The 16,081-nt window shown below is 74.4% G+C and carries 13 protein-coding genes; 9 read left to right on the top strand and 4 right to left on the bottom strand.

The window, feature by feature from the left end; genetic code table 11:
- Window positions 1-56: 56 nt before the first annotated feature.
- On the bottom strand, window positions 57-200 hold the full coding sequence (locus B9L22_RS19930; RefSeq protein ID WP_158097151.1) for a hypothetical protein: 144 nt from the start codon (window positions 198-200) through the stop codon (window positions 57-59).
- A 278-nt stretch (window positions 201-478) separates the two neighbouring features.
- On the opposite strand from B9L22_RS19930, the gene B9L22_RS05580 reads away from it, so the two are divergent.
- Entirely contained in the window at window positions 479-1,627 is a 1,149-nt protein-coding gene (locus tag B9L22_RS05580; protein WP_086149486.1) for a zinc-dependent alcohol dehydrogenase, read from the top strand.
- Between the two features lie 11 nt (window positions 1,628-1,638).
- The gene (locus B9L22_RS05575; protein ID WP_233139739.1) at window positions 1,639-2,265 is read left to right on the top strand and encodes a hypothetical protein; all 627 of its coding nucleotides are present in this window, start codon (window positions 1,639-1,641) and stop codon (window positions 2,263-2,265) included.
- Between the two features lie 48 nt (window positions 2,266-2,313).
- On the opposite strand, the gene B9L22_RS05570 is transcribed toward B9L22_RS05575, so the two are convergent.
- On the bottom strand, window positions 2,314-3,123 hold the full coding sequence (locus tag B9L22_RS05570) for a carbonic anhydrase (protein WP_086149485.1): 810 nt from the start codon (window positions 3,121-3,123) through the stop codon (window positions 2,314-2,316).
- A gap of 241 nt (window positions 3,124-3,364) precedes the next feature.
- On the opposite strand from B9L22_RS05570, the gene B9L22_RS05565 reads away from it, so the two are divergent.
- The 3 genes from B9L22_RS05565 to B9L22_RS05555 all read left to right on the top strand — a co-directional run bounded on the left by B9L22_RS05565 (window position 3,365) and on the right by B9L22_RS05555 (window position 8,307).
- Window positions 3,365-4,057 (top strand): hypothetical protein, encoded by a 693-nt coding sequence (locus B9L22_RS05565; RefSeq protein ID WP_233139737.1) that lies wholly within the window; start codon window positions 3,365-3,367, stop codon window positions 4,055-4,057.
- 47 nt (window positions 4,058-4,104) lie between these two features.
- On the top strand, window positions 4,105-4,464 hold the full coding sequence (locus B9L22_RS05560; RefSeq protein ID WP_086149696.1) for a UBP-type zinc finger domain-containing protein: 360 nt from the start codon (window positions 4,105-4,107) through the stop codon (window positions 4,462-4,464).
- Between the two features lie 315 nt (window positions 4,465-4,779).
- Complete coding sequence (locus tag B9L22_RS05555) at window positions 4,780-8,307, top strand: LamG-like jellyroll fold domain-containing protein (protein WP_198947203.1); 3,528 nt, start codon at window positions 4,780-4,782, stop codon at window positions 8,305-8,307.
- Between the two features lie 137 nt (window positions 8,308-8,444).
- On the opposite strand, the gene B9L22_RS05550 is transcribed toward B9L22_RS05555, so the two are convergent.
- The gene (locus B9L22_RS05550; RefSeq protein ID WP_086149484.1) at window positions 8,445-10,217 is read right to left on the bottom strand and encodes a SpoIIE family protein phosphatase; all 1,773 of its coding nucleotides are present in this window, start codon (window positions 10,215-10,217) and stop codon (window positions 8,445-8,447) included.
- Between the two features lie 196 nt (window positions 10,218-10,413).
- Here B9L22_RS05550 and B9L22_RS05545 point away from each other — a divergent pair, with 196 nt between their 5' ends.
- The 4 genes from B9L22_RS05545 to B9L22_RS05530 all read left to right on the top strand — a co-directional run bounded on the left by B9L22_RS05545 (window position 10,414) and on the right by B9L22_RS05530 (window position 13,439).
- Window positions 10,414-10,761 carry an S-adenosylmethionine decarboxylase family protein gene (locus tag B9L22_RS05545; RefSeq protein ID WP_061268374.1) on the top strand — a complete coding sequence of 116 codons (348 nt, stop codon included), beginning with the start codon at window positions 10,414-10,416 and terminating at the stop codon, window positions 10,759-10,761.
- Complete coding sequence (locus tag B9L22_RS05540) at window positions 10,758-11,513, top strand: DUF4178 domain-containing protein (protein WP_143317082.1); 756 nt, start codon at window positions 10,758-10,760, stop codon at window positions 11,511-11,513. The genes B9L22_RS05545 and B9L22_RS05540 overlap by 4 nt, the downstream gene beginning before the upstream one ends.
- Before the next feature lie 79 nt (window positions 11,514-11,592).
- The gene (locus B9L22_RS05535) at window positions 11,593-11,823 is read left to right on the top strand and encodes a DUF350 domain-containing protein (protein WP_034656213.1); all 231 of its coding nucleotides are present in this window, start codon (window positions 11,593-11,595) and stop codon (window positions 11,821-11,823) included.
- A gap of 2 nt (window positions 11,824-11,825) precedes the next feature.
- A complete protein-coding gene (locus tag B9L22_RS05530; RefSeq protein ID WP_086149481.1) occupies window positions 11,826-13,439 on the top strand; it encodes a polyamine aminopropyltransferase in 1,614 nt (537 codons plus the stop codon).
- A gap of 28 nt (window positions 13,440-13,467) precedes the next feature.
- Here the strand turns inward: B9L22_RS05530 and B9L22_RS05525 are convergent, their stop codons facing one another.
- Window positions 13,468-16,080, bottom strand: a complete 2,613-nt coding sequence (locus B9L22_RS05525) for a LuxR C-terminal-related transcriptional regulator (RefSeq protein ID WP_086149480.1) — start codon at window positions 16,078-16,080, stop codon at window positions 13,468-13,470.
- Window position 16,081 lies beyond the last annotated feature (1 nt).

Below are 16,081 nucleotides of genomic sequence, written 5' to 3'. Positions count from 1 at the left end.
GGACACGACGACGCCGCCGGCGAGAGGTACCTCGTCGGCGGCGTCGGGCGGCGCGGTCACCGCGCCGGGTGGTCGTGGCGACGACGACGGCCGCGCCACCAGTGCAGCAGCGCGGGCTCGTCGTGCCGCAGGTCCGCCCGCAGGCGCTCGGCGCGGTACTCGAGGTCCGCGTCGAACGTCGGATCGATGTGCGTGCTCATGGTCGTCCCCGTCTCCCAGGCTCCCTGCCTGTCCGACACTCACAGTCGTCCTGAGCACCGGGCCGTCGCATCGGTCGACCGCGCACCGTTCGTCCGGGGGTGCCTTAGGCCGGGCGTCGCCCGTGGCCTGAGGCGTCTGAGGTGGGCTCCCGCGTCTAAGGCACCGGCGCGTCCGTCCGTGTCCGGTCCTGGGGCGGTCGCGGTGCTCCCCGCCCTGAGATGCGGGTGAGGGGGTCGCGCGCAGGCTGGGGAGACCAGCCGAGCACCGAGGAGGCACGATGCGAGCCATGACGTACCGCGGGCCGTACAAGGTCCGGGTCGAGGAGAAGCCGGAGCCGGTGATCGAGCACCCGAACGACGCCGTCGTCCGGGTCACGCGGGCGGCGATCTGCGGCTCCGACCTGCACCTTTACCACGGGATGATGCCCGACACCCGGGTCGGTCACACGTTCGGCCACGAGATCGTCGGGGTCGTCGAGGAGGTCGGCCCGTCGGTGCGGAACCTCAGCGTGGGGGACCGCGTGATGGTGCCGTTCAACATCTACTGCGGCTCGTGCTTCTTCTGCGCGAGGGGCCTCTACTCGAACTGCCACAACGTCAACCCCAACGCGACGGCCGTGGGCGGCATCTACGGCTACTCGCACACGACCGGCGGGTACGACGGCGGTCAGGCGCAGTACGTCCGCGTCCCCTTCGCGGACGTCGGGCCGTCGGTGATCCCGGACTGGCTCCACCCCGAGGACGCGCTCCTGTGCACGGACGCGCTCGCGACCGGGTACTTCGGCGCGCAGCTCGCCGAGATCGCGGCGGGCGACGTCGTGGTGGTCCTGGGCGCCGGCCCGGTCGGGCTCTTCGCCGCCCGCACGGCGTGGCTGCTCGGCGCGGCGCGCGTCATCGTCGTCGACCACCTCGACTACCGGCTCGCCAAGGCCCGCGAGTTCGCGCTCGCGGAGACGGTGAACTTCACCGAGGTCGACGACGTCGTCCTGCACCTCAAGAAGGAGACGGACTGGCTCGGCGCCGACCGGGTGATCGACGCCGTCGGGGCCGAGGCCGACGGCAACCTGCTCCAGCACGTCACGAGCGCGAAGCTCAAGCTCCAGGCCGGTTCGCCGGTCGCGCTCAACTGGGCGATCGACGCCGTGCGCAAGGGCGGCACCGTCTCCGTCATGGGCGCCTACGGCCCGCTGTTCACGTCGGTGAAGTTCGGCGACGCGATGAACAAGGGGCTCACGCTCCGCATGAACCAGGCCCCCGTGAAGCGGCAGTGGCCCCGGCTCCTGGAGCACGTCCGCGCGGGCTACCTCACGCCGCGCGACGTCATCACCCACCACGTGCCGCTCGAGCACATCGCCGAGGGCTACCACATCTTCTCCGCCAAGCTCGACGGGTGCATCAAGCCCGTCGTCGTCGTGGACGAGGACTGAGGAGGAGCACCATGACGCACGCCGCACCGCTCGACCCGACCACCGCGACCCGGCCCCCGGCCACCGAGACGCCCTACGTCGCCGGCCCCGCACGGCGACCCGTGGACGCCGACGCGCTCCGTGCTCGCGTCCCCGGCTGGGGCGTCGACCTCGACCCGAGGGACCGGCCGTCGTACCCGCGCGAGGTCTACGACCCCGCGGCCACGGGTGCCCACTGGGACGTCCCGGAGCAGCAGCCCGAGCTCCGGCCGCGCGAGCGGTCGGTCGAGCACGCGCACCTGACCCCCGTGTTCGGCACGTCGGCACCGCTGCACGGGGCGTCCGGGGCGGTCCGGCGGTATGCGTACCGCCGGTTCAGCGAGGGCCGGGCCGCCCACTGGCTCCTGCTCCTCGCGGGCGACCGCGTCGACGCCGTCGAGAGCCACCTGCGGTCGTTCGCCTCGCTGCACCCGGACGACCCGGTGACCGAGACCGGCGTCGTCGGCGAGATCCACGGGCACGGGATCCGGTCGCGGCGCGGGCGGGTCGACACGCGGCACCAGGTCCTCGACCCGGTCATTGTGGCGGGGCCGTGGGTCGCGGCGGCCGGGGTCGGGGTGTGGGCCCTGCGGGCGCTCGCGCGCCGCGCCCGCCACTGAGACCGGCACCGAGACCGGCGGCGCGGGACGCGGTGACGCGGTCCGCGGTCAGTCCGTCTCCAGCTCCGTTTCCAGCTCCGTCGCGAGGACCGGTCGTCCGCCGAGCGGTTGGACCGGGCGCGCGTTGCCCTGGGGGAACTCGGGCCCGTCGAAGAGCTCCTCCAACCCGCTCACCTGTCCCGACGAGAGCGAGCGGACGTCCTGCGCCACGAACCACGTGACGGTCTCGGAGCAGGGCGGCGTCGTGAGCGACCCCGCGTAGGAGTAGACGTCCAGGTCGTCCGGGACGACGCGGTCGAGGGCGAGCGTGACCCGGCGCGCGTCGTCCTCCGCGGACTCTGGCAGGTCGGACAGGACCGGGCGCAGCGCCGCGTCCGCCGCACGTTCGCGGTAGAGCAGGCCCACGACCGCCAGGCCGCCGTCCGGCGTGGCATGGACCAGGTGCAGCTCCACGGGCTGCGCCACCCCGGAGAGCCGGTGCTCGCTCGGCGTGTGGAAGTGGAGCTGACGCAGCTCGTAGGCGGTGCCGCCCACGTCGAGCGTGCCCGCGCCGGCCGGCACGTCGACCTGCACGGTGTGCCCGGTGTGCCGCACCGTCACCTCGCTCGAGCGCGCGTAGTCCAGCGTGACGTCCTCGACGGGAGTGCCGTCGGCGTCGACGGCGGACCCCCGACGGATGTCGACCGGCGACTGCGCGGCACCCTCGCAGGCCGGGTAGTGGTCGCCCCAGGTCTCCGGTCCTCGCTCGGCGTAGTCCCAGCCGCCCGAGGCGGACGCCGGGACCAGGAAGCCCGTCGCCACGACGGCGACGCCCACGGCGGTCGCCCGTACTCCGGTCCTGCGCACGGCACGAGTCATCCTCGACGCCTCCCCTTGTCGTTCCGACGCGGCCGGGCGGTCGCTCGGTCGCGTCCAGGACGCTAGGAGCGTCCCGAGACGCTGGACAACACCCCTACGTGGTCTCCGTACACGGCCGCGCGCACCGGTACGGGACGACCCGTACCGATCGTGGTGTGTCCTGCGTCACTCCTCCCGTTGCCAACGGCGGGACCCCGGCGCAGACTGGACGAAGGACCGGACCCGCTGTGGGGGTGACCTCGTGACCGACACCTACGACATGCTGCCGATGCTGGGCCGTGGCAAGCACCGCAACCCGAAGAAGGGTGCGTGCTTCATGGAGCTCGCGTCGTATCTCGCGGGAGAGCGCTGGAGCGACCATCCACGGTGCACCCATCCGCTGCTCGCGATGCTCGCGCGCGCCGTGAACGACCTCACGGTCGACCCGGAGCGTCCGAGGCTCGCGCCGCTCATCCCGTCCGTCATCGGGCTCACGAGCGACGACCCGCACTGGGACGTGCGCATCGCGCTGCGCGCCGCCGTGACGGCGCTGCCGATCTCCCCGGCGGACCGGCAGCAGACGCTCGCGGTGGCCATCATCGGTGCCGAGAAGATGCTCGACGTCCTCGACGACCGCCCTGCCGGCACGCTGAGCGCCGAGTCGGCCGACGCGCTCGCGAGCTGCCCGCGCACCGCGCGGTGGGCGCAGCGGTTCTGCGAGGGCGCGCGACTGCGGCCCACGCGGTTCGTGCGCGACGCCGCACCGAGCATCATCTCCGCGGCGGTACAGGGCATCGCCGAGGCGTGCGTGAGCGACCCGGACGAGCGCCTGCGCGCGCTGCTCTCCGCGACGATCGACGACTGCCGCGCCTGGGCTGCGGCAGAACCCGCGCCTGCTCTCGACCCCGAGGCGTGGGCGCCGGTCGTCCGGGCCGCCGGGGCGGGGGCGCGGTGACGACGGACCGCGCGCCGAACGTCAACGGCGAGGGTCTCGACGACCCTGTGCTCGCGGCCGCCCTCGCCACCGCGGTACGTGTCGAGGTGCCCCCGAGCGGCACCGGGTGCGCCGAGTGCGACGAGGCCGGCGGCTGGTGGGTGCACCTGCGCCGGTGCGCGACGTGCGGGCACGTGGGCTGCTGCGACACGTCGCCCGCGCAGCACGCGACCGCGCACTACGACGAGACCGGCCACCGGCTCATGCGCTCGTTCGAGCCGGGCGAGGAGTGGTACTGGGACTTCGAGACCGAGCAGGTGCTCGAGGGCCCGCACCTCGCCGCGCCGCTGTCCCGCCCGCCCGAGCAGGGGTCGCCCGGCCCCGCCGACCGCGTGCCGCCCGACTGGACGTCGCTCATCCACCGCTGATCCCTCCGCAGCCCTCGGCCCCTGGCCGAGGGCTTTTGCGTGCGAGCACTGACGCCTCGTGACGGCCGATCGGTTGTTCTGTGCTGTGCCGTGTTGTCTTTTTCTGGTGGAAGTTGTTTGATTCTGGGGAGACGTTGTGCGGTGCGCCAAGGACGGCGACCGCCGGAGCATCGGTGCCCGGTTCGCCGCCGCGTCGTGCAGTCCCTGGATTCACTCGACGAGGAGGAAGCACGGATGCAGTCCATGACAGCGGTAGCACCCCCACGGGGCAGACCGGCGAGGATCCTGGCGGCGGCACTGGCCGCCGCGCTCACGGTGCCCCTGGCCGTGGCGACGGCGGCGGGCGCGACCGCGACGCCGTCGGCCCCGACCGACGAGGCCACGCAGGACGTCGCGGCCCAGGACCTCGCCCTCGACAACGGGCTCAAGGGCGAGTACTTCCTGTCCGGCGGACCCGGCTGGCCGCTCACCGACCTCAAGGCCACGATCCCCGACCAGCGGATCGAGTTCCCCAACCTGGTCCCGACGTTCGCCGAGCTCACCGGCCGCGGCGAGCGCACGTCCGCGCGCTGGACGGGCCAGATCACGCCCGACTACAGCGAGGCGTACACGTTCTCGGCGATCGGCGACAACGGGTTCCGGCTGTGGATCGACGACCGGCTCGTCATCGACCACTGGGTCGACGACTGGGACGTCGAGCAGACGTCCGCGCCGGTGCAGCTCCAGGCGGGCCAGGAGTACGCGTTCCGCATGGAGATGTTCCAGAACACCGGCGGGTCGCACCTCCGGTTGCGGTGGCAGAGCCCCTCGCAGCAACGTGAGATCGTGCCGACCGACGCCTTCACGTACCCCGACGACTTCGTCGTCTTCCCCGCGCAGGCCGCGCTCGAGAGCGACGGCACGAGCCTCAACGTGGCGTTCGAGGGCGCCGCGGGCGGTGTCGACGAGAGCCTCGTCGACCACCTCAAGGTGCAGGTGGACCAGCTCGCGTGGCCCGTCGCGCAGGTCGCGGCGCAGGGCGACGTCCTGGGCATCACGCTCGCCGAGCCCGTCGACCGTGCGTCGACCGCGCGCCTCGTCTACGACGGCGAGGGCGACCTGACGGTCGGCGGCGAGAAGGTCGGTCCGCTCAACCTGCCGGTCACCAACGGTTCGGAGTTCCGGATCCAGACCCCGTGGGCCGACGACTTCGACCCGACGAACCCGCTGCCGGAGTACCCGCGCCCCCAGCTCACGCGCGACGCGTGGCAGAACCTCAACGGCGTGTGGCAGTTCGAGGCGGCGGAGTCCGACGACGCCGTGCCGAGCGGCCGCGACCTCGACGAGGAGATCGTCGTCCCGTACGCGGTCGAGTCCGCGCTCTCGGGCATCGAGCGGCGCGAGGACGACATGTTCTACCGCCGCACGTTCGAGGTGCCGCAGGACTGGGCGGTCGGGAGCGACAACCGGCTGCGCCTGAACTTCGGCGCGGTCGACTACGTCGCGACGGCATACGTGAACGGCCAGGAGGTCGGCACGCACCGCGGCGGCTACGACGCGTTCTCGTTCGACGTCACCGACGCGCTCGTCGCGGGCACGGAGCAGGAGCTCGTCGTGCGCGTCGTCGACACGACGGACGGCAGCAACCAGGCCGTCGGCAAGCAGACGCTCAACCCGGGCGGCATCTTCTACACCCCGACGTCGGGCATCTGGCAGACGGTGTGGATGGAGCCCGTCCCGGCGGCGGCGATCGACGCCGTCGTCACGACGCCCGACGTCGAGGCCGGCGTCCTCGCGGTGACCGCACAGTCGGCCGCCGCGTCCGACGCCGCCCAGGTCACCGCCGTCGTGCGGGACGCGGACGGCACCGAGGTCGGCACCGCGACCGGCGCCGCGAACGAGCTGCTCGCGGTCGAGATCCCGGACGCGCACCTGTGGTCGCCCGACGACCCGTACCTCTACGACGTCGACGTCACGCTCACCGACGGGGACTCGACCGACACCGTGGCGTCGTACGCGGGCATGCGCTCGATCGAGGTCTCCGAGGTGGACGGCGTCCAACGCATCCTGCTGAACGGCGAGAGGACCTTCCTCATGTCGACGCTCGACCAGGGCTACTGGCCGGACGGCATCTACACGCCGGCGTCCGACGAGGCGTACGTGTTCGACCTCCAGGCGCACAAGGACCTGGGCTTCAACACGGTGCGCAAGCACATCAAGGTGGAGCCGGCCCGCTGGTACCACCACGCCGACACGCTGGGCCTCATGGTCTGGCAGGACATCCCGAGCGGGTGGTTCAACAACGGCGACACGGACCCGGCGTCGCGCGTCTTCTGGGAGCAGGAGATGAAGACGATCATCGACCAGCACCGCTCGGTGCCGTCGATCGTCGGCTGGGTGACGTTCAACGAGGGCTGGGGCGAGTGGAACCTGGCCGACACGGCGCGGATCGGGAACACGATCGACGCCTACGACCCGAGCCGGATCCTCAACACGCACTCGGGCTACAACTGCTGCGCGTCGAAGGGCGACTCGAAGACGGGCGACATCATCGACTGGCACCAGTACACCGGCCCGGCCCTGCCGAAGCCGGACGCGACGCGCGCCGCGATCGACGGCGAGCACGGCGGCTTCTCGATGAGCGTCCCGGGCCACATGTGGCCGGGCGTGTCCGCCAACCCGTACGGGGGCGTCGCAAACAGCGAGGCCCTGACCGACGCGTACGTGCAGAACACGGAGAAGCTCGTGCGGCCCGCGCAGTGCTACCTGTCGGGCTCGGTGTACACGGAGATCTCCGACGTGGAGAACGAGCTGAACGGCTTCTGGACGTACGACCGGCGCGTCCTCAAGATGGACGCCGCGCGCGTCAAGGACGTCAACGAGCGCGTCGTCGCGGCGGCGGTGCAGGGCTCCGCGCCCGTGGACCCGGGCACCCCGGGCCTGACCGGCACGGGCCGCTGGTCGTTCGACGAGGGCCAGGGCACGACGGCGGCCGACGGCGTCGGCGACCACGCGGCGTCGGGCACCGGCACGTGGGTCGCCGGTCACGGCGACAGCGGGTCCGCGATCAGGCTGAACGGCACGAACCAGTCGTTCACGACCGAGGGGCCTGTCGTCGACACGACCGGCTCGTACACGATCTCGGCGTGGGCGCAGCTCGACAAGACGCCCGGCGGCGCGTGGTCGACGATCGTCGGCCAGGACTCGGTCACGGGCTCGAGCGCGTTCTACCTCCAGTACGGCGGGGGCGGCCGGTGGGCCTTCTCGTACGACGGCGAGCCTCGCGCGGAGTACGTCGTGCAGCCCGTGCTGGGCGACTGGTACCACGTCGTGGGCGTCCGCGACGCGGCCGACCAGAAGCTCAAGCTCTACGTCAACGGCGAGCTCGTCGGCCAGTCCGACGTGTGCGGTGGCACCACGCCGTCCGGCCCGCTGACGATCGGGCGCGGGCAGTGGAGCGGCAACCCGGTCGACTACTGGCCGGGCACGATCGACGACGTGCGCGTCTTCGACCGCGCGCTGTCCGACGCCGAGGTCGCCCAGGTCTACGCCGGCGACGACGGCGAGGAGCCGACGCTCGACATGACCGTCACGGCCGAGACCCGCTGCCTCGCGGGCAAGGCCTACGTGGCCGTGCGCGCGACGAACGGCGAGGACGTCCCGGTAGACGTCACGCTCGCCACGCCGTTCGGGACGAAGGCGTTCACCGCCGTGGCCCCGGGGGCGAACGCGTACCAGTCGTTCGCGGTGCGCGCCCCGTCCGCCGAGGCGGGCGAGGCGACCGTCACCGCCACGGCGACGGTCGACGGCGAGCAGGTCAGCACGGAGGTCGTCGCGCCGTACGCCGCGACCACCTGCGGCTGACGGCCGACCGGCGCCGCAGCGCGGCACCGGCCGGGGTCGTCCCCCGCCCGTCACGGGCGGGGGACGACACCTCGTCGTACCCCCCGTGCGACCGCAGCACCCCGTCGTGAGACCCCGGGAGCCCGTCGTCGCACCGGTCAGGCCACGGGCGCTCCGCGCTCGGACGACATCTCCGCGGACGTCTCGCCCGGCATCTCGGCGGTCCCGGACACCGGGGCGTCCTCCGGGCCGGTCCGGAGCACGACGAGCGCGACGTCGTCCTCGCCCGGCCCCGGCAGCATCCGCGTGAGCGCCGCCTCGACGACCTCCTCGATGGGCCCGCGGTGCGTGCCCTCCAGCGCGCGGGCGAGGTCCGCCAGGTCGTCGCGCAGGTTGTGGCCGCGACGCTCCACGAGCCCGTCGGTGTACAGCACGAGCGTGTCGTCCGGGTAGAGCTCGACGGTGTGCTCGGTCCGCACGGTGCCCGGGGAGAGCCCGAGCGGCAGGTCGTTGCGCCGCGTGAGCGTGTCGACGCGGCCGTCCGCGCGCACGAGCATCGGCGGCAGGTGCCCCGCGCTCGACCACCGCACCGTCCGGGCCCCGCGGCGACGCTGCTCCGGGCTCTGCTCGATGCGCGCGAGGACCAGCGTCGCGACCGCGCCGCTTCCCAGCGCGAGCCCCTGCACCGCCGTGTCCACGCGCTCGAGGACGCGCGCCGGCGACTCCCCGCTGTCGTAGCCGATCGCCCGCACCAGCCCGCGCAGCTGCCCCATCATCACCGCCGCCGCGAGGTCGTGGCCGACGACGTCGCCCACCACGAGGGTCGTCGCGCCGTCGGGCGTCACGAACCCGTCGTACCAGTCGCCGCCGATGTCGCGGTCGAGCGCGGCGGGCTGGTAGTGCACCGCAACCTGGAGGTGGTCGGGGTCGGGCGGATCGGTGAGCACCGCCTGCTGGAGCGCGAGCGCGACCTCGCGCATCTGCGCCGTCTGCTCCTCCGAGCGCTCGACCCGCAGCCGCAGCGCGTCCATCGTCGTGCGCAGGCGGACGGCGTCGCGCAGCGCCGCCCCGACCGTCCCGGCCAGGCCGGCGAGGTACCGCGCGTAGTCGCGGTCCCAGGGGCGCAGCGGGCTCGCCCGGAGCACGAGGATCCCGGCCACGCCGCCGCGCACCGCGTCGCGCAGCGGCTTGACGACGAGACCCTGCGAGACGACGCGCTGGCGGGTCCGGAACACGCGCTCGACGAGGCGGGTCTCCGCCGGCTCCGCGTCGGGGCCGACCGAGCCGACCTCGCGCGGCCGCGCGCCGCGCACGTCGTAGAACGCGGCGCGCGCGACGTCGGGGCTCCCGGCGAGGACGTCGAGCACGGGGCGGCCGAACGTCGCCAGGTCGGTGAACGTCGTCGGGAGCGCGCCCTGGAGCTCCCCGAGCATCGCGAGGCGGCGTTGGTTGACGACCGCCAGGGTCGTCTCCGTCGAGATGTCGAGCACGCCCGCGATGCGGCCGTCGTCGTCCCGCAGCGGGCTGTAGGAGAAGGTGAAGAACGTCTCCTCGTCGTAGCCGGAGCGGTTCATCACGAGGTGCAGGTCCCGGTCCGACGACGCCCGCCCGGTGCGCAGGACCTCGTCGAACAGCGGCCCGACCTCGTCCCAGATCTCCGCCCACACCACCGCTGCCGGGGCGCCGAGCGCGCCCGCGTGCTTGGCGGTGCCGAGCATCTCCTCGTAGCCGTCGTTGTAGATCAGCGTGAGGTCCGGCCCCCAGACCAGCATGACGGGGAACTGCGTCGAGAAGCACAGGCGGACGGCGTGGCGCAGCGCCTCGGGCCACTCGTCGGGCGGGCCCAGCGGCGTCCGCTCCCACGCGACCTCGCGCGCCTGCCGACCCACGGCGCACTGCGCCGTGGCGTCGACGAACCACTCGGCATCCATCCGCGCATCGTAGGCGAACGGCCGTCGCCCGCCCCCTGGACGGCGTCCGCCCGTGCGGGCGGGGGCCGGTCTCGCGCGGCGGGTCCGCCCGTCGGCCGACGCCGCAGGTCGGCTAGGGTGTGCGCGGCCCGACGGCGGCCACCGGACCGCGGGCCGCTCGCCCGCGCCGGCCGGCAAGACCGAGACCGACAGGGGCGTGGACGTGCAGCGCAACCTCGTCCACGTGTTCGACGTGACGGGCGCGGACCCGGCGCTGCTCGACGACGACCCGACCGTCCGCCGCTGCCTCGACGCGATCGTCCGCGAGGCCGGGATGACGCCGCTCGGGGAGGTGTCCCACCGCTTCGAGCCGCAGGGCACCAGCGTCGTGCTGCTGCTCGCGGAGTCGCACCTCGCCGTGCACACCTGGCCCGAGGACGGCACGGCCTACGTGACCCTCACGACGTGCCGCGCCCCGGCGTCGGCCACGTTCACGGACGACGTGCGCGCGCTCCTCGCCGCGGAGCTCGGCGCCGCCGACGTCGCCGTGCGGAGCCTCGTGTGAGCAGGACGCCCCGCCCGCGGCTCGCGATGCGCGTCGGCGAGGACCTCGTCGGCGCCCCGCCGCAGCGCGCGACGCCGCGCGCCGTCGCCGTGCTCTCGACCGTGCACGGCGGCTCCACGTTCACGTGGGAGGAGTGGCAGCTCCTCGCCCACGACGGCTCCGACGTCTGGGTCGAGTACGACCACGACACGCGCGACGTGACGCTCCTGCACCCGACCGAGGCGTGGCCGCCCGTCGTCGACCTCTCGGGCCTGCAGACCGGCCGGACCCTCGGGCTGACGTTCGAGGGGCGCCAGCACACGCTCACGGTGCGCGAGCACGGGACGGGGCGCGTCGAGCACGTCGAGGGGCAGTTCGCCGAGCCGTTCGCCGTCGGGCAGGAGGTCGAGTACGTCGACCTCTCGGCCCACGGGACGATCGTGTCGATCGAGCGCACGACCGGACCGCTCGGCCCCGTCACGTCCGTCTACCAGGGGCGCCGTCTCGACGCCGCCGAGCAGCAGCGCCTGTTCGGCCGTCGCGTCGCGCCGCGCACGGTCCCCGGCGGGCGGTTCGTCGCCTTCGCGGTCGCGGCGGTCATGCTGCTCGGTCTCGGGTCGTGCGCCGCCCGCGCCGCGTCGGGCAGCGCGTCGTGCACGCCCCGCTCCGTCGTCACGACGTCGCCCACCACCGGCCAGGTCGGCACGACCGACGACGGCACGTGCGTGCGGCGCACCGTCTACGGCGGGGGCGGCGGAGGGCTCGGCAAGTGACCCGTCCCGCGCGCGCTCGTCCCGGCCCCGAACCCCTGCACCCGTCCGCCCGTCCCACGACCCGAACCCGGGAGACCCCGTGATCTCAGCCGCCGCCCCGCTGGCGTTCCTCTGGTCCTTCTTCTCGACCGTCCTCTACTCGGTGCTCGGCATCGTGCTGCTGCTCGTCACGCTCGTGGTCGCGAACAAGGTGTTCCGGCTCAACCTGCACCGCGAGCTCGTCGACGAGCACAACGTCGCGTTCGGCGTGATGATCGCGGGCCTCGCCGTGGCGATCGGCCTCATCATCGCGGGGACGATCAGCTCCTGACCGTGCTCGACCAGCAGGAGGTCCCGCCCGGCGGCCCGCCCGGGGCGGACGCTGCGGACCCCGGCCCGCCCACCGGGCGGTCGGGGGCGCGCCACCTCGACCGCCCGACGGTGTTCGCCGCCGCGCTCCTCGTCGCCGTCGGCGGGCTCGTCTACGAGCTCATCCTCGGGACGGCGGCGTCGTACCTGTTCGGCGACTCGGTCGTCGCGTTCTCCGTCGCGACGGGGCTCACGCTGTTCGGCATGGGCCTCGGCTCGCTCCTCGCGCCGCGCCTGCAGCGCACCGCGGGGCTGAGCTTCGTGCGCAACGAGCTCGTGCTCTCGCTCCTCGGCGGGACGTCGGTGCTCGCGCTGTTCTGGGCGTACGCGACGACGGAGCTCGCGTGGGTCGTGTTCGTCGTGCTGTCGCTCGCGATCGGGACGGCGATCGGCGTCGAGATCCCGCTCCTCGTCGCGGTGCTCAAGGAGCGGGGGAGCGAGGGCTCCGTCTCGCTGCTGTCGAAGGTGCTGGCGCTCGACTACTTCGGCGCGCTCGCCGCGTCGCTGCTGTTCCCCTTCCTGCTGCTCCCGTACCTCGGCCTCGTGCGCACCGCGTTCGCGGTCGCGGTGCTCAACGTCGCCGTCGCGGGCTTCATGCTCGCGCGCATGGGCCACCCGCCGCGGTGGTCGGTGCTCGCGGGCGTCACGCTCGTCGTGCTCCTCGCCGGGTTCGCGGCGTCGTCGTGGCTCGAGGCGCGTATCAGCGCGGGGATGTACCAGGACCCGGTCGTCGCGCAGGAGCGCAGCGCCTACCAGCAGGTCGTCGTCACCGCGTACCAGGGCGACACGCGGCTCTACCTCGACAACCAGCTCCAGTTCTCCTCCGTCGACGAGGCGCGGTACCACGAGACGCTCGCGCACGCGGCGATGACGTCCGTCGCGGCGCCCGCGTCCGTCGCGATCCTCGGCGGCGGCGACGGCCTCCTCGCGCGCGAGGTCCTGCGCTACGGCTCGGTCCAGGAGGTCACGCTCGTGGACCTCGACCCCGCCGTCACCGACCTCGCGCGCGAGAACCGGCTCCTCACCGCCGTGAACGACCATGCGCTCGACGACCCCCGCGTCACGGTCGTCAACGCCGACGCGTTCCGCTGGGTCGAGGACACGCCGCAGACGTTCGACGTCGTGCTCGTCGACCTCGTCGACCCGTCGTCCGAGCGCGTCGCCAAGCTGTACTCGCAGGAGTTCTACGGCATGGTCGCCGCGCACCTGCGGCCCGGCGGCGCGTTCGCGACGCAGGCGACGTCGTCGTACTTCACGCCCGACGCGTTCTGGCAGGTGGTCTCGACCGTCCGCGCTGCGGCGCCCGGGCGCACCGTCGTGCCGCTCACGGTCAACGTCCCCTCCTTCGGGGAGTGGGGCTTCGCGCTCTCGCTCCCGGGCGAACCGGCCGACGCCGTGCCCGGCCCCTTCGCGCGCACGCCCCTCCCGGACGGGCTGCGCTTCCACGACGCCACGTCCCTCGCGGCGACCACGCGCCTCCCGGCCGACAACCCGCCCCGCGACCTGCCGCCGTCGACCCTGCTGTCCCCGACCGTCCAGCGCACGTACCAGGAGGACATGCGGGCCTGGCGCTACTGACGCGGCGCCGGCGGGACGACGACGCGCGTCAGAGCACGGACGGGAGCTGGTCGCGCGACGTGATGCCCAGCTTCCGGAAGATCCGGTAGACGTGGTTGTCGACGGTGCGGTCGCTGAGCACGAGCTCGCGCGCGACGTCCTTGTTGCTCAGCCCGCGCGCGACGAGCCGGGCGACCTCGCGCTCGCGCGGGCTCAGGGTGTCGACGGGCGCGACGGGCGGCACGAGCAGGCCGAGCTCCTCGCCCGCGGTCGCCACGAGGGCGTGGAGCCGGTGCGCCTCATCGGTGGCGAGGGCCGTGCGACCGTCGTCGCGCAGCAGCCGGACGGCGGTCGCGTGGGCCTGGGTGCCGTGCAGCACGAGGCCGCGGGCGCGCAGGTCGTCGGCGGCCGCGAGGAGCGCCTCGGGCGAGCGGTCGGCGGCGGCGGCGACGTAGCGGCCGAGGGCGGGCAGGAGGGTGCCCTGCGCGGCGGCCGCGTGCTCCGCGACCCGCCGGGCGCGGCGCGCGTCGGGCCAGAGGGTCACGAGCCAGGCGGCGTCGAAGAGGGCGGCGAGGAGGTACCCGCGGCGGTCCATCGCCTCGACGAGCTCCCACGCCGCGCGCGTCGCGGCCTCGGGCCCGGCCTGGCCGGTCGCGAGCGCGAGCTCCGCGGCGAGCGGGTGCGGCCGGGCGAGCGGCGTGGACGCCGCGAGGAGCTGCAGCGCGTCGAGCTGGTGCGCGAGCGAGCGCGCGCTCGTGACGTTCCCCTCCCGGAGCGAGAGCTCGGCGCCGAGGCAGCGCAGGCCCGCGCGCGTGCTCGGGCGCAGGGGCGCGTGCGCGCCGGCGGCGAAGACGCTCGTGAGGTGCTCGCGCAGGGTCGTGAACCGGCCCTGGAGGTAGAGGCCGAGGGCGATCACGTAGCCGTGGGGCTCGATCTCCCAGACCGCGAACCGGTCCCGCGCCTGGTCCAGGAGGCGGCGCGAGCGCTCGACGGCCGCCTCGACGTCCCCGGCGCACAGGAGCGTGAACGAGCGCCACGAGGCGCCGTCCTGGCGGTCGGCCGCCTGCGGCACGACGAGGTCGTCGAGCACCTCGGACGCGTCGTCGCACCGGCCCCGGGCGAGCAGGACCTCGGCGCGGACGAGCCCCACCACGTCGCCGGGCCCGACGAGCAGCGACGCCGTCGACGGCGGCTCCGCGCTCTCGTCGGCCGCGGGACGGGGGAGCGGGGGCGGGGGCTCGGCGGACGGCCCCGAGCCCGCGACGTCGCCGACGGCGAGCAGGACGTGCTGGGCGACCGCGACCAGTACGGCGTCGTCGGCCTCCGTGGTCCCGGCCGGCTCCAGGAGCGCGAGGGCTGCGTCGCGCTCGTGCCGCACGACGGCGCGGTAGACGGCCTCCCACGCGACGAGGAAGCTCCCGCGGCCGGGCTCCTCGGGGACGAGGTCGTGCGCGCGCGCGAGGACGCGCTCGACCACGTCCGGCGACGCGTCGTCGTTGACGAGCGCCTCGAGGTACCGCACGGTGTTCCGCGTGGTCGGGGTGCGCTCCCACGCGTCCCGGCTCGCGAGCAGCTGGGCCGCGGCGTGCCGGCGCAGGGCACGCCCGAGGATGGCCGCCGACTCGCGCGACGCGGCCCAGCCGGTCGGGACGGCGGCGTCGACGGTGCGCGCGAGGGGGTCCCACTCGTCCGCCCTGCCGCTGCCGAGCGCGTCGGCGACCTGCTCCGCCGCGCGCAGCGCCCGCGCTCCCCCCGACTGGCGCAGGAGATCCCCGACGAGCGGCGGGTAGAGCGTCACCGTCGTGCGACCCTCCGTCTCGACGAAGCGGACCAGGCCGTGGTCGTCGAGCGCGACGAGGACGGGCCAGGGCAGGAACCGGTGCACCGTCGCGAGCTCCGCGGCGCCGGTCGCCGCGAGCGCCCAGACGCCGTCGACCTCCTCGGCCGACAGCCCGCTGATGAGGCGGCCGACGTCACCGGCGAGCGCCGAGGTCACGAGGTCGCGGCGCGCGACCCAGGTCCCCGACTCCTCGACGAGGCGACCGGCTCGCCGGGCCTCGGTGGCGACGGACCGGACCAGGCCGGGCAGGCCGCCGGACAGGCCGTAGAGGCGACCGGCGACGCCCGCGTCGAGGTCGCCGCCGAGCAGCGCGCTCGCGGTGGCGTGGATCTCCTCGAAGGCGAGGGGCGGCATCGGCAGCACGGTCGTGGGCCGGCCGTCGAGCACGGTCTCGACCGCCGGCGCCGGGTAGGGCGGGCGCTGGCTCAGCACGGCGAGCGCGGCCCGGCGGGCCGACACCGCCCCGAGCACCGCCGCGGACGTGTCGTCGAGCGCGTCGGCGTCGTCCACGAGGAGGACCGCCGGCCCGGTGCCGAGCGCCCGCTCGACGGCGTCGACCGCGCGCCCGAGCGACACGGGCTGGCCGGGGGCGGCGTCGAGCACCCCGGCGAGGACGAGCGACTCGAGCGGACGCGGGGCACCGGGGCCGACGCCCGCGAGGGACAGCACGTGCCGGTCGTCGTCGAGGACGGCGGCCCGGACGCGCGCGAGGAGCGTGGACCGGCCGGAGCCCGGCAGCCCGGAGACCACGACCGACGTGCCCTCGCGCACCGCGCCGAGCACGGTGTCGACGAGGGACGCGCGCGGCCCCGGGGCGCTCACG

This window comes from Cellulosimicrobium sp. KWT-B (genome assembly GCF_002127155.1).
Classification (GTDB): Bacteria; Actinomycetota; Actinomycetes; order Actinomycetales; family Cellulomonadaceae; genus Cellulosimicrobium; species Cellulosimicrobium funkei.
The sequence above is the reverse complement of the archived record's forward strand: the minus strand, read 5'-3'. Positions and strand labels throughout refer to the sequence as shown.